Raw genomic sequence first — 26,889 nt, 5'->3', positions numbered from 1 at the left:
GTAAGACGGACCGCTGAGGTTATCGGCAATGAGACCGGGACGCAACGTTTCGACACAATAAGTGCGCTATGAGGCAATCGCGCCCAACTGGCGACAGTAGACAGCAACTTATTGATTTACTGGGGTATTTTCCCGGACGCCGCCCGGAAACCCGCGTGAATGCTAAGGGTGGCTACCCCGGTAAATTGCACCGAAATCAAGGGGACGCCGATCACCGCCGTCATGCCGAGCAGGACCATCCCCACGGCGCGGGTCGCTAGTCCCAGCAACAGCAGAGCTGGGGCGGTCAGCTCGATTGACACCGCCAGGTAGGCCGCAGACTTCGAGGGCACCAGCGGCACCCGGTAGTCCCCGCGGAACAGTTCGAGGGCGGTATTCCAGTTGGCCAGCTTGGCCATCGCCGAGTTCCAGACGGTTGGCTTTTTCTCAACCCGCACAGCAAGACAGTTGCGTGACGTCCTTGGCAAAGGTCTGCGCCGCGAGCTTCAGCCCCTCGACCATCGTCAGGTATGGGAACAAGTGGTCGGCCAGCTCTTGCACGGTCATCCGCGCCCGGATCGCCAGCGCCGCCGTCTGGATCAGCTCACCCGCTTCAGGCGCCACCGCCTGCACGCCGATCAGGCGGTCCGATCCTGCCTCGGCAACCAGCTTGATGAAGCCGCGCGTGTCGAAGTTGGCCAACGCGCGCGGCACATTGTCGAGCGTGAGCAGGCGGCTATCGGTCTCGATGCCGTCGTGGTGCGCTTCCGCCTCGCTGTAGCCCACGGTGGCGACCTGCGGGTCGGTGAACACGACCGCCGGCACGGCGCTCAGATCAAGCGCGGCATCGCCTCCGGTCATATTAATCGCCGCGCGGGTGCCGGCCGCCGCGGCCACGTAAACGAACTGCGGCTGGTCGGTGCAGTCGCCGGCGGCGTAGATGTGTTGCGCGGTGGTTCGCATGCCGTTGTCGATGACGATGGCGCCCTGCGCGTTGACCGTCACCCCCGCCGCCTCCAGTGCCAGCTCACGCGTGTTCGGCGCGCGGCCGGTGGCGATCAGCAACTGGTCGGCGCGGATTTCGCCGTGCCCGGTAGTGAGCACGAATTCGCCGTTCGCGTAGGCCACTTGGCTGGCCTGCGTGTGTTCCAGCACCGTGATGTCCTCGACACGGAAGGCGGCCGTGACGGCCTCGCCGATGGCCGGATCCTCGCGGAAGAACAGCGTGCTGCGGGCCAGGATCGTGACCTGACTGCCGAGCCGGGCGAAGGCCTGCGCCAGCTCCACGGCCACCACCGACGAGCCGATCACGGCCAGCCGCTTAGGAAGGATGTTGCTGGCCAGCGCCTCGTTCGAGGTCCAGTACGGGGTGTCCTTCAGACCGGGGATCGGCGGCACAGCCGGACTGGCACCAGTAGCGATCAGGCAGCGGTCAAACGCCACCTCGCGCTCGCCGCCTTCGGCCAGGCGCACGCTCAAGGTGTGTCCGTTCTGGAAGCAGGCCTCGCCGCGCAGCACCGTGATGGCCGGCGTGCTCGCGAGGATGCCCTCGTACTTGGCGTGGCGCAGCTCATCGACACGCCCCTGCTGCTGGGCGAGCAGGCGCTCGCGCAGGATCGCCGGTGGCGTGGCCTGGATGCCCCCGTCGAACGGGCTTGCGCGGCGTAGATGGGCAATGTGGGCCGCGCGGATCATGATCTTGGACGGCACACAGCCAACGTTGACGCAGGTGCCGCCGATGGTGCCGCGCTCGATCAGGGTCACCTCGGCGCCTTGCTCGACGGCCTTGAGGGCCGCCGCCATCGCGGCGCCGCCGCTGCCGATGACGGCGATGCGAAGCCCGCAGCCTTCGCCTGCGGATTTCTCACCGCGGCCCAGCCAGCCGAACGCCTTGTCGAGCAGGCTGCCGCGCTTTTCCGCCGGCGGGGCCTCGGCGAGCATGGCCCGGTAGCCGAGTCCGGCCACGGCGCCAGTCAGCGCATCTGGCGACGTGCCGGGTTCGGCGGCGATTTGCGCCGTCCCCTTCGGGTAGGACACGACCGCAGACCGCACGCCCGGCACCTTCTCCAAGGCATCCTTGACGTGGACGGCGCACGAGTCGCAGGTCATTCCAGTAATCTTCAAGTGGGTCATACCACAGTTCCAATGTTCACTTCGGCAGCGGCCAATGCGGTCAGCCGCGCTTGACCGGGGGTTCACAGGCGTTCGGTGCCCCGCAGCGCTTTGCCGGCGAGATGAAGTCCCAGATCGATACGCCGACCATGAAACTCAGGCCGACATAGAGCAGCGCCTCGCTGCGCCGGCCAACCGTCAAATACACCGCCGTCAGTACCAGGAGTGGGCCGATCACGCCGAGTGCGGTCCGTTGCCACTGCCGATGGCTAAACCAGGCAGTCGCATTGGCGAGTAGCGCGATACCAGCGAACACCCGCAGCAGAACGCTAATGAACAGCCCTTCGTACTGGCTCAGGAAGCCTAGGCCAATAGCCGCGCCCAAGCCGGCGATGGCGGGAAAGCAACTCGCGCAACCCATCGCCGAGACGATACCGCCGAGCGCCCCTGCCTTGTTGGTCACGCGCGTGATCCGTCCCATGCGGTCACTCCCATGTTCGATCCGGGGCTTACCGCTTGACGCTGGACGGATAGCCCGCGTCCTCGGTCGCCTTGGTCAGTTTCTGCACGCTGGTCTTGGCATCGTCGAAGGTGACGACGGCCTGGCGCTTCTCGAAGCTCACTTCGGTCTTGGTCACGCCGTCGACCTTGGAGAGCGCCTTTTTGACCGTGATCGGGCAGGTTTCGCAAGTCATGCCCGGCACGGACAGCGTGACGGCTTGCATGGCGGCCCACGCCGGAGCAACGGCGGCGAGAGCGAGGGCGGCAAACAGCTTCTTCATGGCGAACTCCTGATCAGTAGAACCATGGCATCACGTAGGGAAAGCCGAGCGCAACCAGAACCAGCAGGGCGACGACCCAGAAAATGAGCTTGTAGGTGGCGCGTACCCGCGGGATAGCGCAGGCCTCGCCCGGCTTGCAGACTTGCGCCGGGCGTAAAACGCGCCGCCAGGCGACGAACAGAGCCAGCACTGCGGTGCCGAGAAACAGCGGCCGATATGGCTCCAGCGCCGTTAAATTCCCGATCCAGGCCCCGCTGAAACCGAGCGCGATCAGGAGCAGCGGCCCCAAGCAGCAGGTGGAGGCGAGGATTGCGGCGATGCCACCGGCAAAGAGCGCACGGCGCCCGGCTTGCAGTCGTGACATGCGTTTTTCCTTTCTTAGTAGGTAGGGATAGCGTAACCTTACTTCCGTACTTATGTACGGAGTCAAGCGATATGCGGAGCGGATTGGAGAGCCTGACCATCGGCGCCTTCGCCAAGGCGGCTGGTGTCAACGTGGAAACGATCCGGTTCTACCAGCGCAAGGGGCTGCTGCCAGAGCCAGATAAGCCCGCCGGCGGGATTCGTCGCTATGGCGAAACGGATGTGGTCCGGGTGCGCTTCATGAAATCGGCGCAGCGGCTGGGATTCAGTCTGGAAGAAATCGGTGAACTGCTTCGCCTGGAGGACGGCACCCATTGCGAGGAAGCGAGCAGCCTAGCCGAGCGCAAGCTCAATGACGTGCGCGCAAAGCTGGCCGACCTGAGACGCATGGAGGCCGTGCTGTCCGAACTGGTGGGCGCCTGTCATGCCAGCCAGGGTAACGTATCCTGCCCGCTGATCGCAGCGCTGCAAGCGGGATAAGTGCGCCAAAGGACGTAGTGGACGCGGGCTACGCTGCCCCAGTTCGTTCCGGCTTCTTTTGTACGGCTTCGGCGCAGCCAGCCTCATATGCCCCGTATCGAGGGGCAAGCGACCTAGTCGAGTCAGACATCGTCGGGGGGACAAAGCGGCACCAGCGGGCGCAGCGCTTGCAAGGCGCGCTTGTGCTGTAAGATCCAGTCGTACATTCCTCTACGACGCCCTCGGCTTGGCCAACGAGGGGCGGCCCAGTGGTTGGATACGACAATGTGGCGCCGTGTAAGTGCCATGCCGGTGTTGGCCCTGCCCGAGAACGGTCGTGAAGTCGTAACGCCGGTGAATTGCGGGTTCAGGCAGCGCTAGGCCAACGCACCTCCGGAAGCGATCGCAGCGGGCGGAATTTTCCATCTTGGAGCTTTTGGCTCTGACGCCACACGTAGTCGCCGGTCAGGTTGATGTGTTCCCAGCCGAGCGGCGACAGGTACGAAAACAGGGACGGATCGATGGGCATGCCGCGCTCCACCAGCGCCTGCACGGCACGTTCAAGGTAGACCGTGTTCCACAGGACGATGGCCGCGGTGACCAGGTTCAGTCCGCTGGCACGGTAGCGCTGCTGTTCGAAGTTGCGATCGCGGATCTCGCCAAGCCGGTAGAAGAACACGGACCGTGCCAAGGCGTTGCGCGCTTCCCCCTTGTTGAGCCCCGCATGGGAGCGCCGACGCAGTTCCAGGTCCTGCAGCCAGTCCAAGGTGAATATCGTCCGCTCGATGCGGCCGAGCTCGCGGAGGGCGACCGCCAGTCCGTTCTGTCGCGGGTAGCTGCCGAGCTTGCGCAGCATCAGCGAGGCGGTGACCGTGCCCTGCCGGATCGACGTCGCGAGGCGCAGCACCTCGTCCCAGTGCGTGCGAATCAGTCTCTCTTTGTACGCGCCGCCGATCATAGGGGCCAATGCCGGATAGTCGTCAGGATTGCCGGGGATGTACAGCCTTGAGTCCGCGAGGTCGCGAATGCGCGGGGAGAACCGGAACCCGAGCAGATGCATCAGGGCGAAGACGTGGTCCGTGAAGCCGTTGGTGTCCGTGTAGTGCTCCTGGACCCGCAGGTCCGACTCGTGGTACAGCAGGCCGTCGAGCACATAGGTGGAGTCACGGACGCCGACGTTCACCAGCTTGGAGTGATACGGCGCGTACTGATCCGAGATGTGCGTGTAGATCATCCGGCCGGGCTCCGAGCCATACTTTGGGTTGACGTGGCCGGTGCTTTCGGCACGGCCGCCCGCCTTGAATCGCTGGCCATCCGACGATGAGGTGCTGCCATCGCCCCAATGGGCAGCGAACGCATGGGCGGACTGCGCGTTGACCAGATCCGCCAGGCCCTGAGCATAGGTCTCGTCCCGAATATGCCAGGCCTGCAGCCAGGAGAGCTTGGCGTAACTGGTGCCCGGGCAGGATTCCGCCATCTTCGTTAGCCCGAGGTTAATGGCGTCGGCAAGAATGGTCGTGAGCAGCAGCGTCTTGTCGGCGGCAGGCTCACTGGTCTTCAGGTGCGTGAAATGCCGGGTAAAGCCGGTCCAGCCGTCGACTTCCATCAGCAGTTCCGTAATCTTGACGCGCGGCAGCATGAGCGCGGTCTGATCGATCAGGGTCTGCGCTTCCATCGGGACGGCCGCATCGAGCGGCGAGATCTTCAGGCCCGACTGAGTGATGATCGCGTCCGGCAGCTTGTTGGCGGCGGCCAACCGGTTGGCGGTGGCCAGCTTCAGTTCAAGCAGCCCGCGCCGCTCGCTCAAGTAGCGCTCGCAATCGGTGGCGATGGGCAGGGGCAGCAAGCGGCTCTGTCTGAGTGCGACGAATTTCTCGGCGGGCAGCAGGTACTCATCGAAATCCTTGAACTGGCGCGAGCCCTGGACCCAGATGTCGCCGGAGCGCAGGCGGTTTCTGAGTTCGGACAGCGCGCACAGCTCATAGTAGCGACGATCGATGCCGTTCTTGGTGCGTACCAGTGGGGGTCGTCTCAGAAAACGGAAAAAATCGTACGCTAAGCACCGCAAAGAAACTCGTGATGGACAGGCACGCTACGGTCGCGGGTCGTGCCTGCCCATTGCTCAGTTGCCCTTGACGCGCAACAGTGTCAGCGTACCGGCAGCCATCAACACGGCCGCCAGCCCGAAACCGACCACAGGCGAGACCGCCGTCCACACCACGCCGACCGAGGCGCTGGAAATGAACTTGGCAGCGCCATTGACGGTGCCCAGCGCGCCATAGCTCATCGCCAGCGTGTCCGGCTGCACCATCTCGGCCGTCACGGTGGACTCCAGCGCTTCCTGGACCGCCACGTACAGACCGGCAATGAAGAACACCCCGGCCAGCAGCGGCACGCTGGCTATGCCCAGCCAGAATGCGAGCGCCGTCAGCACCGCCGTCAGTGTGCCCAGCACATAACCGGCAATCAGCACCGGCAAGTGGCCGACACGATCCGCCAGCACGCCCACTGGGTAGGAAACAGCGACCTGCACGAGGTTGCGCCACACATAGAGAAGGCCAGCCACCTGTGCCGCCTGGATAACGCCCAGCGAGGGGGTCAGCAAGGTCGTGGCCGCCAGGATCAACAGGCTGTGCGAGAAATCACCGATGCCAAAGATGCCGACCGCGCCGAGATAGCGTTTGAACCGGGCGGGCAGGCCACGCAGCGAGCTGAAGAACTTCAGGGCCGGGTTGGGCGAATGCTCCGGGTCTTTGACCAGCGTGAGAAACGCCAGCACGGCTAAGACACCCGGAATCACCGACAGCCATAATACGAGCCGGAAGGGTCCAGCCGCGTCGCTCCAATGAATGCCTTGCGCCCAACCCAGCAGCGCGACGCCCAGCAAGGGGCCGATCACCGCACCCACGGTGTCGGCAGCCCGGTGAAAGCCGAAGGCGCGGCCACGCGTTTCCGGCGACACGGCCTGGATAACGATGGCATCACGCAGCGGGCCGCGCAGCCCTTTGCCGAACCAGGACACGATGCGCCCCAGCAGCAGGAGGGGCCAGCCAGCCGCCAGCGCGATCAGCACCTGCCCCAACGGGGTCAGTCCGTAGCCGACCATCACAAAGAGCTTGCGGTGTCCCAGCTTGTCGGCGATGTAGCCAGACACCATCTTGGTGAATGCGGCGATGGCGTCGGCAATGCCTTCGATGAGGCCAAGCACGGCGGCGGGAATGCCGAGTACGGCCAGAAAGCCAGGCAGGATGACCGTGGTGGTTTCGTAGCAGAAATCCCCCAATGAGCTCGTGATCCCCGCACCTGCGACGGTGCGGTTGAGCCAGCGTTTCGGCGGATCATCCGTTGACGTCGTCATTGTGGTTGTCCTTTTCTGCATGTTGCCAGAAGGTCCAACTCTGGCGTGTAGGCAGCGGTTTTCACGTCGAACATCCCGAGCAAGGTGTGAAACAGGTGATCGTGACTTACCGGTGCCCGAGAGGCATGAGTTTGCATACAGGCTTGGTCGGCATAAACCTGACTCGACTGCCACCAGATCATCGGCACCTTGATCTGCTCATCCGGCGCGATGACGTAAGGTATGCCATGGAGATACAGGCCTTTCTCGCCGAGCGATTCCCCATGATCGGAAACGTACAGCAGCGCCGTGTCGTGTGAGCGGATGCCGGACAGCAGGTCAATGGTACGGGCAAGCACATGATCGGTGTAAAGCACGGCGTTGTCGTAGGTGTTCACCAAGGCTTCATGCGAACAGCTGGCCAGATCGGTGGTGTCGCAGGTTGGCGACCAGCGTCGGTAGCTTGCGGGATAGCGCTGGAAATACGCTGGGCCGTGATTGCCCAGCATATGCAGAACGATCAGCATATCGCTGCGGCTTGTTGTTATCTTCTCGGCCAACCCTTCGAGCAGAATTTCATCCAGGCAGCGCTCGCCATGGCACAGTGTGGGATGGCCTGCCGAAGACAGGTTTTCAAAGGGCAGTCCATCACAGACGCCTTTACAGCCCGACTGGTTATCGCGCCAGAGAATGTTGACGTCACTACGGTTTAAAACGTGCAGCACGGACTCGCGCCGACGAATCTGGCGTTCGTCGTAGTCGCGCCGACCATTGAGGGAAAACATGCAGGGAAGGGATGTAGCCGTATCCGTCCCGCAACTGGTGACATCGGAAAAATTGATCACGTCGCGTGCGGCCAACTCAGGGGTGGTTTGTCGTTCATAGCCGCTCAACCCCCAATTAGCCGCCCTGACGGTTTCCCCGACAACCAGTACGAGAGCACGAGGACGGCGGCCTTGTTCTTGAGGCCCTCGATGCGCATCGGCTGCAACGACTTCCCTTGCTTCGTCTGCTGACGATGACGCCTGTTCAGTCAAAACCCGAATGCCCGAGATGACGTAGTTTGCAGGAGTGATCAAATAGCGAAGCGGCTTGTTTTCACGAAGCGTGGGTATCAGCACATCCATGACTGGCCACAGACCCATGGAAATCATGGCGAGAGCGCCAGCCAGACAAGCGCTGCGCATCATTACCGCTTGTTTCCAGCCCGTTCGTAAAACCCTGACTCTCGCAATCCACCACACGGATACGGCTGCAACCAACAAGTAGGGCAGCATTCTCCATTGCAACAGCTCACTGGCTTCCCTGACGTCCGTCTCCATCAGATTCCGCAGCATGGCCTTGTCGAGATAAACCCCGTAGTTGCGCATGAAATAAACGGCGGCGGGCGTCATGACAGCAAGCAGAATCAGTAGTGGCTTGACACTCCAGCGCGTGGCCACCAGAAGGAGCAACAACCATTGCAGCCCGGTGATCAGCAACCCAGTGCAAAGGAGCATTAGCCATGTTCCAGAAGTTAGGGAGTCGCGTCCAGCAAGAAGGGCATTCCAAAACACGCCATTGCACAGCAGGGTGAACACAAGGCTGATGAACAGAGTCAAAAATTCAGTGCGCACTTGCGGGCGCATTTTCAAGAAAGTGATAAATGCAGACAACCGCATGAAATATGTCCTCTTCTTTCAACGGTTTTCATCGTGAGCGTCGAACACCCGTTGCGCGTAGGCGTCCAGCAAGGCTTCGCAGCCTTTGAGCCGTTCGGCTGCCTCTGCGGCCAGCGTGGCACCGTAGAAGTCGAGCTTGGCGATTTTTTCCAGCCAGGACTGGAGCTTCTTCAGATCGACATCGTTTTCTTCCAACTCGGCGTAGGTGAAGTGCTGAACTTCGGTTTCGTGGGCGATCTCGGCCTCGAAGTCGGCGCACTTGCCAAGGAGTTCTTTGTATTCCTCGTCGCGGTCTGCCTTGAAGCGGGCAATGACTTTGTCTTCCTGAGCACGATCAAGCGCAACCGTTTCCAGCAGGACGGAATCGCCCGCCATTTCGTTGATCTCGTTCTCGATGATCTTGAGTCGCCGGGTGTGATCGTCGGTCTTGGGCAGCAAGCAGACGCCGTTTTGTAGATAGACAGCGCCCATGCCTTTGAGCTTGCGCCACAGCGCGATGCGCTTCTTGGCCGGTTCGGGTGGCACCTTGTAGGTGAGCAATAACCAGTTTTGTGCGTTCATTCAAACATCTTCATGCATTAGATGTGAACAACTATAACGTAACGGCCGTTTCATTTCAATAGAAACATAAAGCAAAGCACCCTACGCGCTGGCCAATGCCGTCCGGTTGAGGCATACCCTAACTTGGCGTCAACCCATCCAAGCCATAAGCGTCAGAATAGAGTCGCCTTGCCAATTGTTTGACATAAGCCGGCAAAGGTCATAGAGTTATTCCTGACACATCCAATCAGGAAAACACCTTGCACGGTCAACGCATCGGTTACATCCGCGTCAGCAGCTTCGATCAGAACCCGGAACGGCAGCTTGAACACGTCCAGGTGGACAAGGTGTTCACCGACAAGGCGTCAGGCAAGGACACCCAACGTCCCGAGCTGGACCGTCTGCTCGCCTTCGTGCGTGAGGGCGACACCGTAGTGGTGCACAGCATGGATCGTCTTGCACGCAACCTGGACGATCTGCGCCGCTTGGTGCAGGGCCTCACCCAGCGCGGCGTGCGCATCGCGTTCGCGAAGGAACACTTGACCTTCACCGGGGAAGACTCGCCGATGGCAAACCTTATGCTGTCAGTGATGGGTGCATTCGCCGAGTTCGAACGCGCCTTGATCCGTGAGCGTCAGCGTGAAGGCATCGCGCTCGCCAAGAAACGCGGAGCGTACCGAGGCCGCAAAAAGGCGCTTTCGCCGGATAGGGTGGCCGAGTTGCGGCAGCGTGCAGCCGCTGGCGAGAAAAAGGCCCACCTCGCCCGCGAGTTCGGCATCAGCCGCGAGACCTTGTACCAATACTTAAGAACGGACGACTGACCATGCCCCGCCGCTCCATCCTGTCCGTCGCTGAGCGGGCCAGCCTGTTGGCCTTACCCGATACCGAAGATGAGTTGATCCGGCTCTACACCTTCAGCGAGGCCGACCTGTCGTTGATTCGCCAGCGGCGCGGCGACGCGAACCGGCTCGGTGTAGGGGTGCAGTTGTGCTTGCTGCGCTTTCCTGGTCAGGGACTGCTTCCCGATGCCACAGTGCCTGTGTCCTTGCTGCAATGGATCGGACGGCAACTGCGCACTGATCCCGCATGCTGGCCGCTGTACGCCGAGCGCGATGAAACCCGGCGCGAACACCTGCTCGAACTGCGGGCATACCTGGGCATGGTGCCGTTCGGTTTGGCCCATTACCGCCAGGCCGTCAAAGCAACGACCGAGCTGGCCTTGCAGACGGATAAGGGCATCGTGTTGGCTGCCAGCGTCCTTGACGCGCTGCGCCACCGGCACATCATCTTGCCGACGCTGGATGTCGTCGAGCGCGTCTGCGCCGAGGCCATCACCCGCGCCAACCGGCGCATCTATGAAGCCCTGTCCGAGCTGCTGTCGAGCGGGCACCGGCATCGCCTCGACGATCTGCTGAAACGTCGTGACAACGGCAAGACGACTTGGCTGGCCTGGCTGCGCCAGTCGCCTGTCAAACCGAACTCCCGTCACATGCTCGAACACATTGAGCGGCTCAAGGCGTGGCAGGCGCTCGACCTGCCTTCCGGCATCGAGCGGTCAGTACACCAGAACCGCCTGCTCAAGATCGCCCGCGAGGGTGGCCAGATGACGCCCGCCGACCTGGCCAAGTTCGAGCCGCAGCGTCGTTACGCGACCCTGGTGGCGCTCGCCATCGAGGGCATGGCCACCGTCACCGACGAGATCATTGACCTGCACGACCGCATCCTGGGCAAGCTGTTCAACGCCGCCAAGAACAAGCATCAGCAGCAGTTCCAAGCGTCCGGCAAGGCGATCAATGCCAAGGTGCGATTGTTCGGCCGCATCGGTCAGGCGCTGATCGAGGCCAAGCAAGCTGGCCGCGATCCGTTCGCCGCCATCGAGGCCGTCATGTCCTGGGACGCCTTCGCCGAGAGCGTCACCGAAGCTCAGAAGCTCGCGCAGCCCGAGGACTTCGATTTCCTGCACCGCATCGGCGAGAGCTACGCCACGTTGCGCCGCTACGCGCCAGAATTCCTTGCCGTGCTCAAGCTGCGGGCCGCGCCCGCCGCCAAGGACGTGCTCGATGCCATCGACGTGCTGCGCGGCATGAACAGCGATAACGCTCGCAAGGTGCCCGCTGATGCGCCGACCGGCTTCATCAAGCCGCGCTGGCAGAAGTTGGTGATGGCCGACGCCAGTATCGACCGGCGCTACTACGAGCTGTGCGCACTGTCAGAACTCAAGAACTCGCTGCGCTCGGGCGACATCTGGGTACAGGGGTCGCGCCAGTTCAAGGACTTCGAGGACTACCTAGTGCCGCCCGCGAAGTTCGCCAGCCTCAAGCTGGCCAGCGAATTGCCGCTGGCCGTGGCTACCGATTGCGACCAGTACCTGAATGAGCGGCTGACGTTACTGGAAACACAGCTTGCCACGGTCAACCGCATGGCGGCAGCCAACGACCTGCCGGATGCCATCATCACCGAGTCGGGCCTGAAGATCACGCCGCTGGATGCGGCAGTGCCCGACACCGCGCAGGCACTGATTGACCAGACAGCGATGATCCTGCCGCACGTCAAGATCACCGAACTGCTGCTTGAAGTCGATGAATGGACGGGCTTCACCCGGCACTTCACGCACCTGAAATCCGGCGACTTGGCCAAGGACAAGAATCTGCTGTTGACCACCATCCTTGCCGATGCAATCAACCTTGGCCTGACCAAGATGGCCGAGTCCTGTCCCGGCACGACCTACGCCAAGCTGGCGTGGCTGCAAGCCTGGCATACCCGCGACGAAACCTACTCGACGGCGCTGGCTGAACTGGTCAACGCCCAATTACGGCATCCCTTCGCTGGGCATTGGGGTGACGGCACTACATCATCATCGGACGGCCAGAACTTCCGAACCGGGAGCAAGGCCGAGAGCACCGGGCATATCAACCCGAAGTACGGCAGCAGCCCTGGGCGGACTTTCTACACCCACATCTCCGACCAGTACGCGCCGTTTCACACCAAGGTGGTCAACGTCGGCGTGCGCGACTCGACCTATGTGCTCGACGGCCTGCTGTACCACGAATCCGACCTGCGTATCGAGGAACACTACACCGATACGGCGGGCTTCACCGATCACGTCTTCGCCCTGATGCACCTCTTGGGCTTCCGCTTCGCGCCGCGCATCCGCGACCTGGGCGACACCAAGCTCTACATTCCGAAGGGCGAAGCCGCCTATGACGCGCTGAAGCCGATGATCGGCGGCACGCTCAACATCAAGCACGTCCGCGCCCATTGGGAAGAAATCCTGCGGCTGGCTACCTCGATCAAGCAGGGCACGGTGACGGCCTCGCTGATGTTGCGCAAGCTCGGCAGCTATCCGCGCCAGAACGGCTTGGCCGTCGCCTTGCGCGAGCTGGGACGCATCGAGCGCACGCTGTTCATTCTGGACTGGCTACAAAGCGTGGAACTGCGTCGCCGCGTGCATGCCGGGTTGAACAAGGGCGAAGCCCGCAACGCGCTGGCCCGTGCCGTGTTCTTCAACCGCCTGGGCGAAATCCGCGACCGCAGTTTCGAGCAGCAGCGCTACCGGGCCAGCGGCCTCAACCTAGTAACGGCGGCCATCGTATTGTGGAACACGGTCTATCTGGAGCGGGCGGCGAACGCCCTGCGCGGCCACGGTCAAGCCGTCGATGACGGCCTGTTGCAGTACCTGTCGCCACTCGGCTGGGAACACATCAACCTGACCGGCGATTACCTCTGGCGTAGCAGCGCCAAGATCGGCGCGGGGAAGTTCAGGCCGCTACGTCCGCTCTCCGGGTCTTAGCGTACGATTTTTTCCGTTTTCTGAGACGACCCCATAATGATCGCTTGCCAGGCATCGCAGTTCCGGGTCAGAGGCGTCACCGACATTTCGCGCATGCTGGCAGCGTGAGTAAAGGCGCGCCCCGACGCCGGCCTGCGGCCGCATCGCTTCGCCCGGGCCATCCAGTGCGTGCAAAATTGCTGCCCGCAGTTGCCTTGGTGTCACTGCCTCCTCCTCGGCAAGCACTAACGACAACTTGCAAGGCAACTGGCCGCGCGCTGCGACAGCGTGCGCGACCGCCGCTGCCGCGTCATCGACGTGCAGGAACACATGGGCGGTGTCCGGATGTGCGTCGGCCCGGGCGACAAGGCTGGACTCGTAGCTTGCCGCGATCTGCTGCACCAGGAAAGCGTTATGACCGAGATCGTCGTAGAGCGGCGCGAGCCGCAGCATCAACCGCGGTACGGCGCCGAGTTCGTGCTGGAGCAGGTGCTCCGCCCTGATCATCATCGCCCGCAATGGCGATTTGGGATCGATGGGCGAGGCTTCATTGATCGGATTGCCGGGTTGCGACGGGGCATGGACTAGCAAGGTGCCGGCCAGCACGAATTGACCCACCGCGCACCGCAGCAATTCAACAATGATGCGTTGCAGGTTGCCGACAAGGTCGAGTTCCGCCGCGATCCGCTGCACGCTGCCGTCCGCATTGGGCGCGTCTTCCATCTCGCTGACCACATAGACGACCGACGTTATAAGCTCGCCGTGACCGGCTATCACCGCATCGAATGCCTGCGCCATATCTTTTTCACGTGTCGCGTCGATGCGAAGCGCTAGCGCACTGGGGAACGCTGCGGCAAGGTCTTCGCCATCGAGCGCGACCACACGGTATTGCTGCAACAGGCGCGCCACTACGGCGCGGCCGAGCAGCGATCCTGCCCCCACTACCAAAATCGTGTCCGTGCTATGTGCCAACGCCGACTCCTTGCCGGGGTGTTATCTGACTATCATGAAGAGACCGAGCAGGCCAGCCACGGCGGCCACACCGATCGCTGCGGACACTTGCCAGCGATGCACGCAGATCCACCACTGCGCACTGGTTGACTTCGCTTGATTGTCAAAGCGGCCATGTGCTGCAAACAAGCCCACGACCGGTACAAACAGGTTATCGGCCCGATCGGGGTGGGCGGGTTCCTGGGTCTGCTGTGCCTCATAGGCCTGTCTGGCCGCCACACGATCACCCAGGCCTGGGAAAAATCGACTGGACAGAATGGTTTTGGCGGCTGGCCAGCCCACCCATACCTCGCGAGGGCCGTGCGTGGCTGCCCAGACAATGGCCTCGCCGGCGATTTCCGGCTGGAATATTGGCGGCACTGGTTGGGCACGGCGTGGCAACTTGCTGCGGCACCAATCGAATTGCGGCGTATTGAACGCCGATAAATGCACCATCGTCAGTCTCACCGACGAATGATCGTGAACGAGTTCCGAACGCAGGGAATCGGTAAAGCCACGGATCGCCGCCTTCGCCCCACAGTATGCTGACTGTAGCGGGATGGACCGATAGGCCAGCGCCGAGCCGGTCTGCACAATACAGCCATGATTGCGCGCCGACATGCGTTTCAGCGCGGCCAACGTGCCATGCACCGCGCCCAGATAGACCACTTCCGTGACGCGGCGATACTCGGCCGCCGTTGTTTCGGCGACCGGCGCAAACACGGTCGTCGAGACATTGTTCACCCAAATCGTGATCAGTCCCAGTTCGAGCTCAATGCGCGACGCTGCTGCCTCCACCTGCTGGGCATCGGCGACATCGACGGGGATGCCCAGCGCCAGGATCCCCAGGTCGCGCAATTCGCTACAGACCCGGGCCAGGCGATCCGGCTCTCTTGCCAGGATTGCGATCCAGTCCCCGCGCTGCGCAAAGGCCCGCACGGCAGCGAGCCCCACGCCTGCGGTGCCACCGGTGACGACAACAACGTTGGGCGGATGCATTCAGGCCTCCCCGCGTTGCTGCGCTTGCTGAATGTCCAGCGCAGCCTGGATCAGTGCCAGATGGGTATAGCCTTGCGGATAGTTGCCCAGCAGCGCCTTGCTATCCGGGTCGATCTCTTCCGCGAATAAGCCGAGATCGCTGGCAAACGAGCAGATGTGCCGAAAGAGTTTGATCGCCTCCTTGGCCCGGCCTTGTCGGGCCAGGACTTGTACCAGCCAGAAGCTGCAGATGGCGAGGGTCGCCTCTTCTCCTGGCACGCCATCGTGGATGCGGTACCGATAGACCAGCGAATCCTTGGTGAGATCCCGCTGAATGCGGGCCACGGTTGCTTTCACGCGCGCGTCAGTTGGGGGGAGAAAGCCGGTCAGCGGGATCAGTAGCGCGCTCGCATCCAAAGCTGGCGATCCGAAACTTTGCGTGAACGCGCCAGTCCCGTGGTGAAACCCCTGCCCCTCGATGACGCGACGCAGCGCGTCCCGTTCGAGCTTCCAGACAGCAACGTTTCCGTCGAGTTGCCCAGCCTGTGCCAGCGCAATGGCACGGTCCAACGCGACCCAGCACATCAGCTTGGATGATACGAAATGCTGGGGCACCCCGCGCGTTTCCCAGAATCCTTGGTCCGGCTCACGCCAGCGCGCCGCGGCGGCGTCGGCTAGCCGGGCGAGCACGCGCCGCATTGGGGCGGACAGTGTCATTGGCATGCCCTGTTGGCACACCCAGGCCGCGTCGAGGACATGCCCATAGACATCCAGTTGCACCTGTTCCGCCGCCGCATTGCCGATACGCACCGGACGGGACGCACGGTACCCGTCAAGATGGCGAAGCTCCTGCTCAGGCAGGTTCGGGCTGCCATCGATCCGGTACATGATCTGCAGTCGTTTGAGATCGCAAAATCGCTCGATCCAACGAAAGAAGTCCATTGCGGCCTCGTGATGGCCCAGCGCCATCAACGCGCGCAGCACCATGGCCGAGTCGCGCAGCCAACAAAACCGATAGTCCCAATTGCGGCTGCTACCGATCCACTCCGGCAGCGAGGTGGTTGGCGCCGCCACCAGTGCTCCGGTCGGGCCAAACGTCAGCAACTTGAGAACACAGGCGCTGGTGCGCACTTCTCGTTCGAAGGGACCGCGATAGGTGCATTGCTGCTGCCACTCGCCCCAATGTCGTAGGGTCTCATCAAGGACCGCCTGGGGGTCGTGCACAGGCCGGTCCGGCCCGTCTTGTTGGAAGGACGCAATCGCCCACAGCGGCGCGCCGGGCCGCACGATGGCCACGCCTTTGGCGCGGTGCGCTTCGGTCGCCAGCGGCAGCGGCGGCGAACATACCAGGCTGAGACGTTGGTGTTCGCATACAGCGGTCACGCCATGCGAACCGACTTCCCATTGGTGGGGCTTGCGCGCATAGTCAAAGCTCGGACTGAACACTAGTTCCACCCTCACCTCGCCAACGGTCGCCTCAATGCGCCGCAACAGCCGATGGCACTCGGGTGAGTCATGGTCCAGCCGACTGCGTGCGAGACGCTCGCTATGCATGAAGTCGGTCAGGCGAAGGATCCCGCCGCTGGCTTCAAACATGGTTTCCAGTACGCCCCCTGGGACCCGGTAATAGCGCGAACTGATCGCACGACCCGTCGGCCGGATTTGAAAGTAGCCTCCTCGGTTAGCATCGAGCAATCTGCAAAATACGGCGCCGGCGTCAAAGTGCGGCATACAGCACCAGTCGATGGATCCCGACGTGCTCACCAACGCCACGCTATGCGTGTTGCCAATGACGGCATAGTCGGCAATGGGCGGATACCTGGGGTTGGTGAACACTCCGTCTCCTTGACCCTCGCCACGCTGGCAACACGCGTTGCCGAGGTCGGGATCCTGGCTTACATCTGGCGCTAGCGCGGGAAAGAACTACAACGCGCTATGCCTGCCGTTACACGGCTCAAGTTCGCGGCGTGCCATGGCTTCACCACCCGAGCCGCGCGTTGCCGTCCAAGATCGAGTCGTTGGGCTACCTGGATCTACGCCATGGCGCGACAGACCTGCGCGCACTCCTGACAGGCACGTGCGCACTCTTGGCAATGCTGCGCTTCGTGCTTGGCGCACTCCGTCCCACACTCTTCACAGACCTTCGCGCACAGCGCGCATATCGCGCGCGCGTACTGGCTGTCGCGCGCCATCATCGCCGCGGCATAGGCACATGTTTCGGCACAGTCCAGGTCGAGTGCGATGCAGCGTTTCATGGCCTCAACCTCTGGCTCACGCAGACAAGACGCAGCACAGTGATGACAGGCGACTGTGCAGGCGTGACAGGCTTCAATACAAGATAGATAGTTTTCATGTGGCATGGCAAAGCTCCTAAAGAAATTCGACCAGCGTTGCGAGACGCCGCCAAATTGAGAGCAATTCGCGCGCCACAGGAAGCAGACGACAGCATGGGAGCGACTGCCTTACAGGAGCATTACGCGACGATGACGAAACCGGTGACAGCACATGTTTTGGCCAGGCTGATGACGCTAAAGGAGCTTTTGCTTCGACGTGGCGCGCACTATGCTAAGTGGACGTTTCACCATTGCGCGAGGAGACAACGTGTTCGAACGCCCTAGCGATGCCATGCTTCGCCCCGTCTCACTGAGCCGCCGCCGACTGCTGGGAAGTCTGATCGCCGGAGGCGGCTTGGCGAGCCTGGGCGCGTATCCACGCGCCGTTTGGGCCTTGAAGAGCCAAGGCTATCCGGTCGTGCTGACAGGGACCACGTTTGACCTGGCCATTGGCGCGACGCCCATGTCGTTTACCGGCCGTATCCGGCCTACCACCAGTGTGAACGGCTCCATCCCCGCGCCGATTCTGCATTGGAAGCAAGGCACCGAGGTCACGCTGCGCGTGACCAACTTGCTCGATACCCAAACATCGATTCACTGGCACGGCATCTTGCTGCCGTTTCAGATGGACGGCGTGCCCGGTATCTCCTTTCCCGGCATCGGGCCGGGCGAGACGTTCGTGTATCGCTTTCAAGTGCGGCAAGCCGGCACCTATTGGTACCACGCGCATACCCGTTTTCAGGAGCAGACCGGCTTGTACGGACCGCTGGTCATCGAGCCAATGCATCCAGACCCGATCAAGGTCGATCGCGACTATGTCGTGATGCTCAGCGAATGGACGGATGAAAACCCGGAAATGGTGTTCGCGAAGCTCAAGAAGATGAGCGACGTCTATAACTTTCAGATGCCGACGGTGGGCGACTTTGCCCGAGATGTGTCCGAAATGGGGCTGTCCGAGGCCTTGGCTAAGCGCGCGATGTGGAACCAGATGCGAATGAATCCGACCGATTTGGCCGATGTTTCGGGAGCCACTTTTACCTACCTGATCAACGGCACGCCCGCAGATAAAAATTGGACAGCGATCGCTAAAGCCGGGGAGCGCGTGCGGTTGCGCTTTATCAACGGCTCGGCGACCAGCAACTTTGACGTCCGAATTCCCGGCGTGAAGATGACGGTGGTATCGGCTGATGGGCAGGATGTCGAACCGGTACCGGTGGATGAAATCCGCATTGCCGTCGCCGAGACTTACGACGTAGTGGTGCAGATGCCGGACGATAAGGCGCACACCATCTTTGCTCAGTCGATCGATCGCAGCGGCTACGCCAGGGCGACACTTGCACCGGAAGTCGGGATGGAAGCCGACGTGCCCAAGCTCGATCCGAAGACCTGGCTCACCATGGCCGATATGGGCATGGGCGACATGGCGGACATGGATATGGGCAGCATGGAAATGGGGGCCATGAAGATGGATCAGAAACCATCCATGGCCATGGATCGCATGGGGATGGAGTCCATGGGTGGCGCACCCACGATGCAACCAATGACGCCGGAGGCGGGCATGGGCGCCATGGGGGGCATGGGGGGGCATGACATGTCGACCATGTCCGGGCCAGCGAAGGACGCCCATGCCGGAATGGCCGGCATGGACCACGGCAAGTCCGACGCGAAGCCGGGGATGCAGAAAACCGGTGGCGAGATGGGGCATGACATGGGCAAGATGGGCAATATGCCTGGCATGGGGCCACAGGTCGACATGCGCTCGATGAACCCTTCCCGCTCGCTGTCGGATCCGGGGCCAAGACTGCGCAACAACGGCAGGCGAGTGTTGACCTACGCGGACCTTAAAACGCTCGGCCCGGTGATCGACAAGCGCCCGCCCAGCCGGGAGTTGGAACTGCACTTGACCGGCAATATGCGCCGTTTCATCTGGGGCCTCGACGGCAAGAAGTTTTCCCAAGCCGAACCGATCCGGCTCTACTACGGGGAGCGCCTGCGCATCACGCTGATCAACGACACCATGATGAACCACCCGATGCACCTGCACGGGATGTTCAGCGAGCTGGAAAATCACGAAGGCCAGGCGCTGGTCAGAAAGCACACGATCAACGTCCAGCCGTCCAAACAAGTCAGCTTCCTGGTGACGGCCGATGCGCCGGGACAATGGGCCTTTCATTGTCACTTGCTTTACCACATGGAAGCCGGCATGTTCCGCAAGGTCGTGGTCGCATGAGCGGGTTGAACCTCGCCAACGCCAGGGAGATTGACGTGCCCAACCACCGTCTCATCCTTCTCGCAAGCCTGGCTCTCTTGGCCAGCGTGCAGTGCCACAGCGTGGCGGCGCAGACGATGGCGCCGATGCCAAGTATGACACACGATACGCCGATGCCAGGCATGGCGCACGATGCCCCGATGCCACCAAAGACCGCAGCTCCAGCCGGGAAGCCAGCGCCAAGCCATCCCGCAGTCAGTCCGACAGAATCTGCCTCAGTGCCCGGCGGCGCGAATGCGATCATCCAGGTGAATGAGGCCCCGGTGCCGATGGCAGATCCGAACCGAGGCATTCCCATGCCTGGGGATACGATGGCCGATAACGATATCTACTATCAGGTGCTATTCGATCGCCTCGAGTACGTCAAGGCACCCGGCGGCTCTGGACTGGCCTGGGACATGCTCGCCTGGGTAGGACGGGATCTGAACCGGTTATGGGTCAAGTCGGAAGGCACGCGTCTGTATGGCAACACAGAGGATGCCAGAGCTGAGGCACTGTGGGGACACGCCTTTGCGCCGTTCTGGGATTGGCAACTGGGCGTGCGCCAGGATTTCGGCAATGGGCCGCCGCGGACCTGGGGCGCCTTTGGCGTGCAAGGCCTGGCGCCTTATTGGTTTGATATCGAAGCCACGGCTTATCTGGGGTCGTCGGGACGCGCTGCCGCCCGAGTGCGGGCTACCTACGATATTCGCTTCACCCAACGTCTGCTGTTGACGCCGGAGTTCGAGGCGAACGCCTATAGCAAGGCAGATGAGGCGCGAGGCATTGGCAGCGGCGTGTCCGAGTTCAAGCTTGGCTTGCGACTGCGATACGAGATCCGTCGCCAGTTCGCCCCCTACCTAGGCGTGGTGTGGGGCAAGAAGCTGGGCAATACCGCGGATTTTGCGCGTGCTGCCGGAGAGCGGACCACCGACAAGCAAATCGTTGCCGGCGTGCGAATCTGGTTCTGAACCCATTTGAGACGCCGGCCAGGTTCAAGCCCGCTGCTGGTTAACCGCCAACTTACTGTGCGATTACATTTCGTATCACGCCTGCGAAGGCCGCGCGCGGGAAAATAGAATGGTCATTATGACGCACGTGCAAGCAGCCATAGGGGGGCCCCGTTTGATGGGGCATTAGTCTGCGTCCTCTCCGCGTGCCATGCTGGCGCGCGTGGCACACGTCGCCGGCCAACTCAGGAAAGGACCCATGAAAGCCGGAAAGCTGCTGGTCCTGCTCGGTGGCGCGGCAATGGGCATCGCGCCCGGTGCGATTGGCGCCATTCAAATCGGCTGGGAGCCCAGGCAAGAGCTCAGCAGTAACTGGTGGCTGCAGTGCGGTGGCGTGCCGGCTCCTGCCGCGCCCGCGATGTGGCCTGCCGTGGACCATGAATGGGAAAGCAGGTCGCTGGACTGTACAGCGCAGCGGGACAAGGAAACCCCGCAGTATGCGCTTGCCGTGAACCCCCGGCACCGCTTATTCAAGCACGGCAACGGCGCCGCGGCGCCATCGAATACTGCCAAATCTAAGCCGTCGCGAGAGGCGAAGCGACAAAACCGTGACTGCGGCCAGCCCCGACCGGCGCCACCGCAATAGTCTAGACGTTCCCCCTTTTTCGGTACGCGCTTTCCGCGTGTGCCAACGCAGTCTCAACCTGTGCCACCGAGCCAAAGGAGATCTCGAAGATGAAAAGCAAACTTGTCGTTGCAAGCCTGATTGCCGCGGTATCGCTTACTGCCGCCGCGACCGATTTGAGCACGGTCGTGAAAACCTATGAGCTCAAAGACGGATCAAAAGTCCACGTTTTCAAAGACGGCAAGATGGGCATGGAGAACAAGTACGGCAAGTCCGTCAGCATGCCAGAAGGCAAGGTCATGGAGACCAAAGACGGTAGCAAGATCCTGATGAAGGGCAATGAGGTGTTCCGTCTGGACGACGCCCTCATCAAAGGTCACCGCGAAGGCGGCTAAGCGGGCGACCTGACACGGGCTCTGAGCAAGCGGGCGCCGTGCAGTGCCCTTGCTCGGAGCCCGTCCGGGCCGCTTGCCATGCTCAGCGTCACCCACGCGGCCCGAGCGATGAGCGAGCGCTGCATTATTTCTCAGCGTACACGGACACGCTAAGCGACCGAGAGGCCTGCAGTGTCAGGGCATGGCGACCATGAGCAGGGATGCGCAGCGATACCGGGCGCGTTCCGGGCATCGCGTGTCCGGCGTCATCCTGGGAAATCACTACGGTGACCTCGGCTGGCTCGTTGCGGGGATTGTCCAAAACCAGCACACACCCCTCCCCCGCACCAAGTGTTCGGCGCCAGGTCGCGTTGACCCGCGCCCCGACGTCGATCAGCCACTCCGTAGGGCGCGGCTCGGCCAGGCCACCGGGCACGAAAGCGGCAGGACCCCGATCAAGATCCAAAATGGGGGCGTGCGCCAACGCAGAAGCGCTAAGACTAACAAGCAACGCCGATAAGCCGGTTCGGATCAGATTCAATCGAAGTCTCCCTAAAAAAGAACTGGACGCAGGCTGTCTTCGTGGGATCTGACGGCCAGCATCATGACGCGGCATGCCACCTGGCACCTGGAAAGAACGGGGCGCTCCTGTTGACCCAAGGCGGCAACGCGATTGATTCTAGGGCGGCCGGTCTGTCACAGAGATTACGAGAACATGACAAGACATCATCCCGCCATCGCGCACTCTCCTGTCGTCTACTTCCCATTAGCCCAGCGCGAGCGCATGCCTGCTAACTCCGTGGGAATGGGCGACCGCTGCGCGCTGCACAAGTTGCATCCGCCCCAACAATGTAACCGGCTTGCAATGTCGCAGTAAGCTTGGTCTCACTAGACTTCAGTGCCTATCGAATACCAATAACGTGGCGAACTGGAGACGCTATGAAAAGAAGAAAGATGACCGCCGCTGGCATGCTGCTGGGGTCGCTGTCATTGGGGGCTTATGCGCAGACGAGTGTCACGCTATACGGCGTCGCCGATGTCGGCATCGAATATTTATCGAATGTGCCATCGTCGAGCGGCGGCACCAACCAGGTGCGCATGTCGGCCGGCAATATGTCGACCTCGCGTTGGGGCTTGCGGGGTACGGAAGATCTCGGCGGTGGCCTCAAAGCGGTGTTCGAACTGGAGAGCGGCTTCGCCCTTGATACCGCGCAGTCGAGTAGCGCCGGCCGGTTATTTGACCGGGGCGCACTGGTCGGGCTGTCCAGCCCATATGGTCAGCTGACCCTTGGTCGCCAGACCACGGTGCTATACGACACCGCCATTCAGTTTGATCCGATGGGTTTCGCGCCGCGATACTCGCTTTTCAAGAGCGACGATACCATTGCCGGTCGCGCGGACAATTCCGTCAAGTACAAGGGCACGTTTGGCGGCGTGACCGCCATGGCACTGTACAGCTTCGGCCGCACTGGCGGCGGCGAAGTCCCCGGCGAGCTGAAGGTGGACCGGGAGATGAGTGCGGGTCTGGTGTATTCGACTGGACCGCTTTCCCTGGGCGCCCTGTACGACGAGTACCAGGGGTCAACCGTTGCATCGCAGGGGCAAAAGGACCGGCGCGCGTTAGTGGGGATCAGCTATGGGATCGGACCAGCAAAGCTGTATGCCGGATATCGTTGGCTCAACGGAAATATCTCGAGCGCGGTAAGCGCAATGCGCTCCAACTTGTATTGGGCAGGCCTGCGTTATCAGCTGACCTCGGCGCTGTCGCTCACCGGCGCAGCGTACTATACCGATGTGCGGGGTTCCGGCGCCGATCCGCTGATGTTCGTGGCCTCGACCGATTACGCGTTTTCCAAACGCACCGACATGTACTTCAATGTCGGCTATGTCCGTAACAAAGGTGGCTCACAGTTGGGCTTGAACGGCTTTAACGCCAGCAGTGGCGCGCCGGTCAATGTCGTGCCGGGCGACAACCAGACCGGTGTCGTGCTGGGTCTACGCCATAAGTTTTAAGCAAAGCCGCCTGAATACCTGTTGATCCGGCACACAAATAGGGGACGTTCTCGAGAGGGTTAGTCAGATGATGCATGACAAAATCGACTCGAGGACGCTGTCGGTCGACGCGTTGAACGAGCGGCGACGGCGAGCGGTGAGAATGCGGCTTCAAGGCGTGAGCGTGAACGAGGCGGCGGCGCAGTGCGAGCTGACGCGCGCGACGGTGAGTGCGGCATTCAAGGCGTATGAAGCGGGCGGCTGGAAGGCGGTGGACACTACGCGGCCGGGACGACCCCGCGGCATTGGACGCACGCTGACGGCCGAGCAGGAGAGTGAAGTGCTGCGCCTGATTCGCGACCGTACGCCCGATCAGATGAAGATGGGGTACCCGCTGTGGCAGCGCCAGGCGGTGGCAAAACTGATCCGCGATCGCTACGGCATCGAACTCGCTGCACGCACCCTAGGTCTTTACCACGAACGCTGGGGCTTCACGCCGCAGAGGCCGATCCAGAAGGCCTACGAGCCGCCAGCGGCAGTGAAGAAGTGGCTCGATGAGGAGTATCCGGTCATTTTAGCGAGCGCCAAGGCAGAAGGCGCCGAGATCCATTGGGGCGATGAGACCGGCTTGCGCAGCAACGACGTACGCATGCGCGGCCATGCTGCGCAAGGCCAGGCGGCGGTGGTACGGGCGAACAACGAGTGCCATGGCTTGTCGGTCATCTCCAGCGTTACCAACCAGGGAACGATGCGCTGGAAGATATTCGACGGCGCGCTCAATTCCGACATCCTGATCAAGTTCGTGAAACGGCTGGTCAAGGGTATTAAGCGCAAGGTCTACCTGATCCTGGACAATCTGCGCGTGCATCACAGCAAGCCCGTAAAGGCGTGGTTGGCCGAGCACAAGCACGAAATCGAAGTCTTCTACCGGCCAAGCTACAGACCCGAACTCAACCCCGGACGAGAGGGCCTTCGCCGACCTCAAGCCGGCCGTCACAACGCTGGCGCCGGCGCGCACCAAGCTGCAACTGGTCAAGGCGACGTCCATGTACCTGTGAAGGTGTCAACGACAGCCCGAGCGGACCAAAAGCGAGTTTCGAGCCCAAACCGCTTCGTGATGCCGCATGAGATTCTAGATACAATGCCGGATCAATAGGTTGAACGGTCCTTTTACCGAAGGACCACTAGCCACGGCGCCGCAACGCCGTGGCTATTTTTATGCGGCGACGCGCTGGAGGCCAACCGTCTAGCTCCGGGCGGCGTTTCGCTGGCGGGGAAACGTCAAAATGAAGCGCGTAGTGCCTTCCGACGATTCCGCCGAAATCTGGCCCCCGTGCGCAAACATGATGGCTTGCGTGATGGAGAGACCCAGTCCCACGCTTTCGGACTCCGCACGGGTCCTTGATTTGTCGGCACGGAAAAAGCGGTCGAATAGCGATGGCAGCAACTCGGGACTGATTTCCTCGCCCTCATTCTCGACTACGATCGACGTGCTGCCGCCCTGCTCGCGCGTCTCGACCCGGATCTCTTTGCCGGACGGCGTATAGCGTAGAGCGTTCGAGAGCAGATTGCTGAGCGCTCGGCGTAACATCAGACGGTCGCCGGTAATTTTCGCCTGCCCATCAAGCCGTAGATTGACGCCCTTGTCCTCTGCCAGCGCGTCGTAGAATTCGAACAGCGCCTGTACTTCATCAGCCACGTTGATCGCTTCCTCATTCGGCAGTGTGATGCCGTGCTCCATCTTGGCCAAGTACAGCATATCGGACACCATGCGCCCAAGCCGCTGCAATTCCTCGGCATTCGAGGCCAGGACCTCTCGATATTTGGCGGCATCTCGCGGCTGCGATAGCACGACATGCGTCTGCGTCATCAGGTTGGTGATGGGCGTGCGCAGCTCATGCGCCAAATCGGAGGAGAATTCCGAGAGCCGCCGAAAATCATCCTGCAGTCGCTCCAGCATCGCGTTTAACGTGATCGCCAGATCTGCCATCTCGACCGGCACGGCTTCGACCGGCATGCGCGCATCCAGTTTGTTCGCGGTGACGCCCTTGGCGCGTGAGGCCATCATGCGCAGGGGTGCGAGCCCGCGTCGCGCCGCCCACCAACCAAAGAGACCGCTGGCGAGCACCGCCAATGTGGTATAGAAGGCCAGCGAACGACGAAATGCATGCATGAAGTGCGCGTGGATTTCCGTGTCCATGCCGACCACGACGCGCAAAGGTGCAATGCGCGGGTCAGCCGCACCAACCTGCGCGCGCATGCCGCGATACTCCTGCTCGCCTTGCTGCCAGACGAAGGTATTGTCACGCGCCAATTCGCGCGGAATCGCCTCGAAAGCAATCGCAAAATCGAAGTCCTTGGTCGCATACAGCTTGTGGCCTTGTGCGGTCTGCACCTGCGCGACGAAGCCAGGATGGTGATCGACCATTTCCCGAAGCCGCTGGGGCAAGCGCTCGGCCGGCGTTTCCTGCGCGATCTTTTCGATCAGGCGAATATTGTCGCCGAGCACCACATAATCCTCGGTGGCGAAGTGGCGGTCCATCGCCAGCCAGATGAGAACGCCCAAGCCCAGCAGCACCACGGCAGAGCAGAGCGAAAACAGGATGGTCAGACGCATCGTCAGGGACAGGCGATGCGTCATGCCTGCTCCTCCGGCGCTTCCAGCACGTAGCCCATGCCGCGCACGGTCTGAATCAGCTTAATATCAAAGTCATCGTCGATCTTCGCCCGCAAGCGGCGAATGGCCACATCGATCACGTTGCTATCGCTGTCAAAGTTCATGTCCCAGACCTGGGAGGCAATCAACGAGCGTGGCAGCACCTCGCCGCGCCGGCGAGCGAGCAACTCCAGCAGCGCAAACTCCTTGCTGGTCAGCGTGATGCGGCGCCCGGCCCGCGACGCCCGGCGCCTGCCCAAATCCAGCACCAGATCGCCCACCTGAATGCGGTCCATCGCTAGCTGTACAGTACCGCGCCGCAATAGCGTACGTACGCGCGCCAGTAGTTCCGAGAACGCGAATGGCTTGACCAGATAGTCGTCAGCGCCCAACTCCAACCCCCTGACCCGATCGGCCACGCTGTCGCGGGCGGTCAGAAATAACACCGGAACCGGGTTGTCCGCGGCGCGGATCGTCTGCAAAATACGCCAGCCATCGAGATCGGGTAGCATGACGTCGAGGATAATCAGGTCGTACGCTTCGTTAAGCGCCAAGTGCTGTCCGTCCAGCCCGTTGGCGACCAAGTCGACCACGAATCCTGCCTCGGTCAGCCCCTGGCGCAGGTACTCGCCGGTCTTGGATTCATCTTCTACCACCAGCAGCTTCATCTTCGTGCCCTCCCCCTCGTCTTTCGGATTATGTGCCCGCCTGTTGGACCGGCTCTAATACGGGGTAGTCTAC

Annotated in this window: 21 protein-coding genes and 3 pseudogenes; 9 read left to right on the top strand and 15 right to left on the bottom strand. The window is 61.9% G+C overall.

All coding sequences use genetic code 11. The annotated features are described in order from the left end of the window. Window positions 1-203 precede the first annotated feature (203 nt). The 5 genes and pseudogenes from KZ686_RS24880 to merT form a co-directional block, all read right to left on the bottom strand. A pseudogene (locus KZ686_RS24880) lies at window positions 204-467 on the bottom strand (DoxX family membrane protein); the annotation flags it as partial. After that, a complete protein-coding gene (merA, locus tag KZ686_RS24875; protein WP_062799379.1) occupies window positions 427-2,112 on the bottom strand; it encodes a mercury(II) reductase in 1,686 nt (561 codons plus the stop codon). The pseudogene KZ686_RS24880 and the gene merA, both read right to left, overlap by 41 nt. A gap of 40 nt (window positions 2,113-2,152) precedes the next feature. Beyond that, the gene (gene merC / locus KZ686_RS24870; protein ID WP_062799381.1) at window positions 2,153-2,572 is read right to left on the bottom strand and encodes an organomercurial transporter MerC; all 420 of its coding nucleotides are present in this window, start codon (window positions 2,570-2,572) and stop codon (window positions 2,153-2,155) included. A 28-nt stretch (window positions 2,573-2,600) separates the two neighbouring features. After that, window positions 2,601-2,873 (bottom strand): mercury resistance system periplasmic binding protein MerP, encoded by a 273-nt coding sequence (gene merP, locus KZ686_RS24865; RefSeq protein WP_062799383.1) that lies wholly within the window; start codon window positions 2,871-2,873, stop codon window positions 2,601-2,603. A gap of 13 nt (window positions 2,874-2,886) precedes the next feature. Then, entirely contained in the window at window positions 2,887-3,237 is a 351-nt protein-coding gene (gene merT, locus KZ686_RS24860; protein WP_062799386.1) for a mercuric ion transporter MerT, read from the bottom strand. A gap of 71 nt (window positions 3,238-3,308) precedes the next feature. Here merT and merR point away from each other — a divergent pair, with 71 nt between their 5' ends. Then, window positions 3,309-3,716 carry an Hg(II)-responsive transcriptional regulator gene (merR, locus tag KZ686_RS24855; protein WP_062799388.1) on the top strand — a complete coding sequence of 136 codons (408 nt, stop codon included), beginning with the start codon at window positions 3,309-3,311 and terminating at the stop codon, window positions 3,714-3,716. Between the two features lie 346 nt (window positions 3,717-4,062). On the opposite strand, the pseudogene KZ686_RS24850 reads toward merR, so the two are convergent. From KZ686_RS24850 to KZ686_RS24835, 4 genes and pseudogenes are all read right to left on the bottom strand, one after another. Next, a pseudogene (locus KZ686_RS24850) lies at window positions 4,063-5,715 on the bottom strand (Tn3 family transposase); the annotation flags it as partial. Window positions 5,716-5,817: 102 nt separating this feature from the next. Then, on the bottom strand, window positions 5,818-7,053 hold the full coding sequence (locus KZ686_RS24845; RefSeq protein ID WP_170265907.1) for an MFS transporter: 1,236 nt from the start codon (window positions 7,051-7,053) through the stop codon (window positions 5,818-5,820). Next, window positions 7,050-8,693, bottom strand: coding sequence for a phosphoethanolamine--lipid A transferase MCR-5.1 (locus KZ686_RS24840; RefSeq protein ID WP_053821788.1), 1,644 nt, complete (start codon window positions 8,691-8,693; stop codon window positions 7,050-7,052). The genes KZ686_RS24845 and KZ686_RS24840 overlap by 4 nt, the downstream gene beginning before the upstream one ends. An 18-nt stretch (window positions 8,694-8,711) precedes the next feature. Then, a complete protein-coding gene (locus KZ686_RS24835; protein ID WP_053821787.1) occupies window positions 8,712-9,254 on the bottom strand; it encodes a Chromate resistance protein ChrB in 543 nt (180 codons plus the stop codon). Between the two features lie 239 nt (window positions 9,255-9,493). On the opposite strand from KZ686_RS24835, the gene KZ686_RS24830 reads away from it, so the two are divergent. Next, the gene (locus KZ686_RS24830; RefSeq protein ID WP_053821786.1) at window positions 9,494-10,054 is read left to right on the top strand and encodes a recombinase family protein; all 561 of its coding nucleotides are present in this window, start codon (window positions 9,494-9,496) and stop codon (window positions 10,052-10,054) included. Between the two features lie 2 nt (window positions 10,055-10,056). Beyond that, window positions 10,057-13,023, top strand: a complete 2,967-nt coding sequence (locus KZ686_RS24825) for a Tn3 family transposase (RefSeq protein ID WP_053821785.1) — start codon at window positions 10,057-10,059, stop codon at window positions 13,021-13,023. On the opposite strand, the gene KZ686_RS24820 is transcribed toward KZ686_RS24825, so the two are convergent. The 4 genes from KZ686_RS24820 to KZ686_RS24805 form a co-directional block, all read right to left on the bottom strand. Further along, the gene (locus KZ686_RS24820) at window positions 13,000-13,974 is read right to left on the bottom strand and encodes an NAD-dependent epimerase/dehydratase family protein (protein WP_144425791.1); all 975 of its coding nucleotides are present in this window, start codon (window positions 13,972-13,974) and stop codon (window positions 13,000-13,002) included. The genes KZ686_RS24825 and KZ686_RS24820 overlap by 24 nt on opposite strands. A gap of 21 nt (window positions 13,975-13,995) precedes the next feature. After that, the gene (locus KZ686_RS24815; protein WP_053821783.1) at window positions 13,996-14,991 is read right to left on the bottom strand and encodes an SDR family oxidoreductase; all 996 of its coding nucleotides are present in this window, start codon (window positions 14,989-14,991) and stop codon (window positions 13,996-13,998) included. Further along, window positions 14,992-16,806 (bottom strand): glycoside hydrolase family 15 protein, encoded by a 1,815-nt coding sequence (locus KZ686_RS24810; RefSeq protein WP_053821782.1) that lies wholly within the window; start codon window positions 16,804-16,806, stop codon window positions 14,992-14,994. A 197-nt stretch (window positions 16,807-17,003) separates the two neighbouring features. Further along, window positions 17,004-17,330, bottom strand: a complete 327-nt coding sequence (locus tag KZ686_RS24805) for a four-helix bundle copper-binding protein (protein WP_062799392.1) — start codon at window positions 17,328-17,330, stop codon at window positions 17,004-17,006. A gap of 265 nt (window positions 17,331-17,595) precedes the next feature. Between KZ686_RS24805 and KZ686_RS24800 the strand changes: the two genes are divergently transcribed. The 6 genes and pseudogenes from KZ686_RS24800 to KZ686_RS24775 all read left to right on the top strand — a co-directional run bounded on the left by KZ686_RS24800 (window position 17,596) and on the right by KZ686_RS24775 (window position 24,620). Beyond that, the gene (locus KZ686_RS24800) at window positions 17,596-19,533 is read left to right on the top strand and encodes a copper resistance system multicopper oxidase (RefSeq protein ID WP_053821781.1); all 1,938 of its coding nucleotides are present in this window, start codon (window positions 17,596-17,598) and stop codon (window positions 19,531-19,533) included. Next, window positions 19,530-20,522, top strand: a complete 993-nt coding sequence (locus KZ686_RS24795) for a copper resistance protein B (protein ID WP_223819835.1) — start codon at window positions 19,530-19,532, stop codon at window positions 20,520-20,522. The genes KZ686_RS24800 and KZ686_RS24795 overlap by 4 nt, the downstream gene beginning before the upstream one ends. Window positions 20,523-20,760: 238 nt before the next feature. Beyond that, window positions 20,761-21,147 carry a hypothetical protein gene (locus tag KZ686_RS24790; protein ID WP_144200242.1) on the top strand — a complete coding sequence of 129 codons (387 nt, stop codon included), beginning with the start codon at window positions 20,761-20,763 and terminating at the stop codon, window positions 21,145-21,147. An 89-nt stretch (window positions 21,148-21,236) separates the two neighbouring features. Continuing rightward, window positions 21,237-21,521, top strand: a complete 285-nt coding sequence (copK, locus tag KZ686_RS24785; RefSeq protein WP_053821780.1) for a periplasmic Cu(I)/Cu(II)-binding protein CopK — start codon at window positions 21,237-21,239, stop codon at window positions 21,519-21,521. 918 nt (window positions 21,522-22,439) lie between these two features. After that, window positions 22,440-23,513 carry a porin gene (locus KZ686_RS24780; protein ID WP_053821779.1) on the top strand — a complete coding sequence of 358 codons (1,074 nt, stop codon included), beginning with the start codon at window positions 22,440-22,442 and terminating at the stop codon, window positions 23,511-23,513. 70 nt (window positions 23,514-23,583) lie between these two features. After that, window positions 23,584-24,620, top strand: a pseudogene (locus tag KZ686_RS24775) (IS630 family transposase). Window positions 24,621-24,738: 118 nt separating this feature from the next. Here the strand turns inward: KZ686_RS24775 and KZ686_RS24770 are convergent. Then, a complete protein-coding gene (locus KZ686_RS24770) occupies window positions 24,739-26,133 on the bottom strand; it encodes a heavy metal sensor histidine kinase (protein WP_053821778.1) in 1,395 nt (464 codons plus the stop codon). Next, window positions 26,130-26,816 carry a heavy metal response regulator transcription factor gene (locus KZ686_RS24765; protein WP_053821777.1) on the bottom strand — a complete coding sequence of 229 codons (687 nt, stop codon included), beginning with the start codon at window positions 26,814-26,816 and terminating at the stop codon, window positions 26,130-26,132. Before KZ686_RS24765 ends, KZ686_RS24770 begins: the two co-directional genes overlap by 4 nt. Window positions 26,817-26,889: the final 73 nt, after the last annotated feature.

Source organism: Cupriavidus cauae, from assembly GCF_026210475.1.
Taxonomy (GTDB): Bacteria; Pseudomonadota; Gammaproteobacteria; order Burkholderiales; family Burkholderiaceae; genus Cupriavidus; species Cupriavidus cauae.
This window is presented reverse-complemented; position numbering and strand designations above follow the sequence as displayed.

Coding starts and splice junctions, on each gene's coding strand:
- KZ686_RS24765 (WP_053821777.1), bottom strand. CDS start 26,816: ATGAAGCTGCTGGTGGTAGAAGATGAATCCAAGACCGGCGAGTACCTG.
- KZ686_RS24795 (WP_223819835.1), top strand. CDS start 19,530: ATGAGCGGGTTGAACCTCGCCAACGCCAGGGAGATTGACGTGCCCAAC.
- KZ686_RS24815 (WP_053821783.1), bottom strand. CDS start 14,991: ATGCATCCGCCCAACGTTGTTGTCGTCACCGGTGGCACCGCAGGCGTG.
- merC (WP_062799381.1), bottom strand. CDS start 2,572: ATGGGACGGATCACGCGCGTGACCAACAAGGCAGGGGCGCTCGGCGGT.
- KZ686_RS24770 (WP_053821778.1), bottom strand. CDS start 26,133: ATGACGCATCGCCTGTCCCTGACGATGCGTCTGACCATCCTGTTTTCG.
- KZ686_RS24825 (WP_053821785.1), top strand. CDS start 10,057: ATGCCCCGCCGCTCCATCCTGTCCGTCGCTGAGCGGGCCAGCCTGTTG.
- KZ686_RS24780 (WP_053821779.1), top strand. CDS start 22,440: ATGAAAAGAAGAAAGATGACCGCCGCTGGCATGCTGCTGGGGTCGCTG.
- merA (WP_062799379.1), bottom strand. CDS start 2,112: ATGACCCACTTGAAGATTACTGGAATGACCTGCGACTCGTGCGCCGTC.
- KZ686_RS24845 (WP_170265907.1), bottom strand. CDS start 7,053: ATGACGACGTCAACGGATGATCCGCCGAAACGCTGGCTCAACCGCACC.
- copK (WP_053821780.1), top strand. CDS start 21,237: ATGAAAAGCAAACTTGTCGTTGCAAGCCTGATTGCCGCGGTATCGCTT.
- KZ686_RS24800 (WP_053821781.1), top strand. CDS start 17,596: ATGCTTCGCCCCGTCTCACTGAGCCGCCGCCGACTGCTGGGAAGTCTG.
- KZ686_RS24790 (WP_144200242.1), top strand. CDS start 20,761: ATGAAAGCCGGAAAGCTGCTGGTCCTGCTCGGTGGCGCGGCAATGGGC.
- KZ686_RS24840 (WP_053821788.1), bottom strand. CDS start 8,693: ATGCGGTTGTCTGCATTTATCACTTTCTTGAAAATGCGCCCGCAAGTG.
- merR (WP_062799388.1), top strand. CDS start 3,309: ATGCGGAGCGGATTGGAGAGCCTGACCATCGGCGCCTTCGCCAAGGCG.
- merT (WP_062799386.1), bottom strand. CDS start 3,237: ATGTCACGACTGCAAGCCGGGCGCCGTGCGCTCTTTGCCGGTGGCATC.
- merP (WP_062799383.1), bottom strand. CDS start 2,873: ATGAAGAAGCTGTTTGCCGCCCTCGCTCTCGCCGCCGTTGCTCCGGCG.
- KZ686_RS24805 (WP_062799392.1), bottom strand. CDS start 17,330: ATGCCACATGAAAACTATCTATCTTGTATTGAAGCCTGTCACGCCTGC.
- KZ686_RS24835 (WP_053821787.1), bottom strand. CDS start 9,254: ATGAACGCACAAAACTGGTTATTGCTCACCTACAAGGTGCCACCCGAA.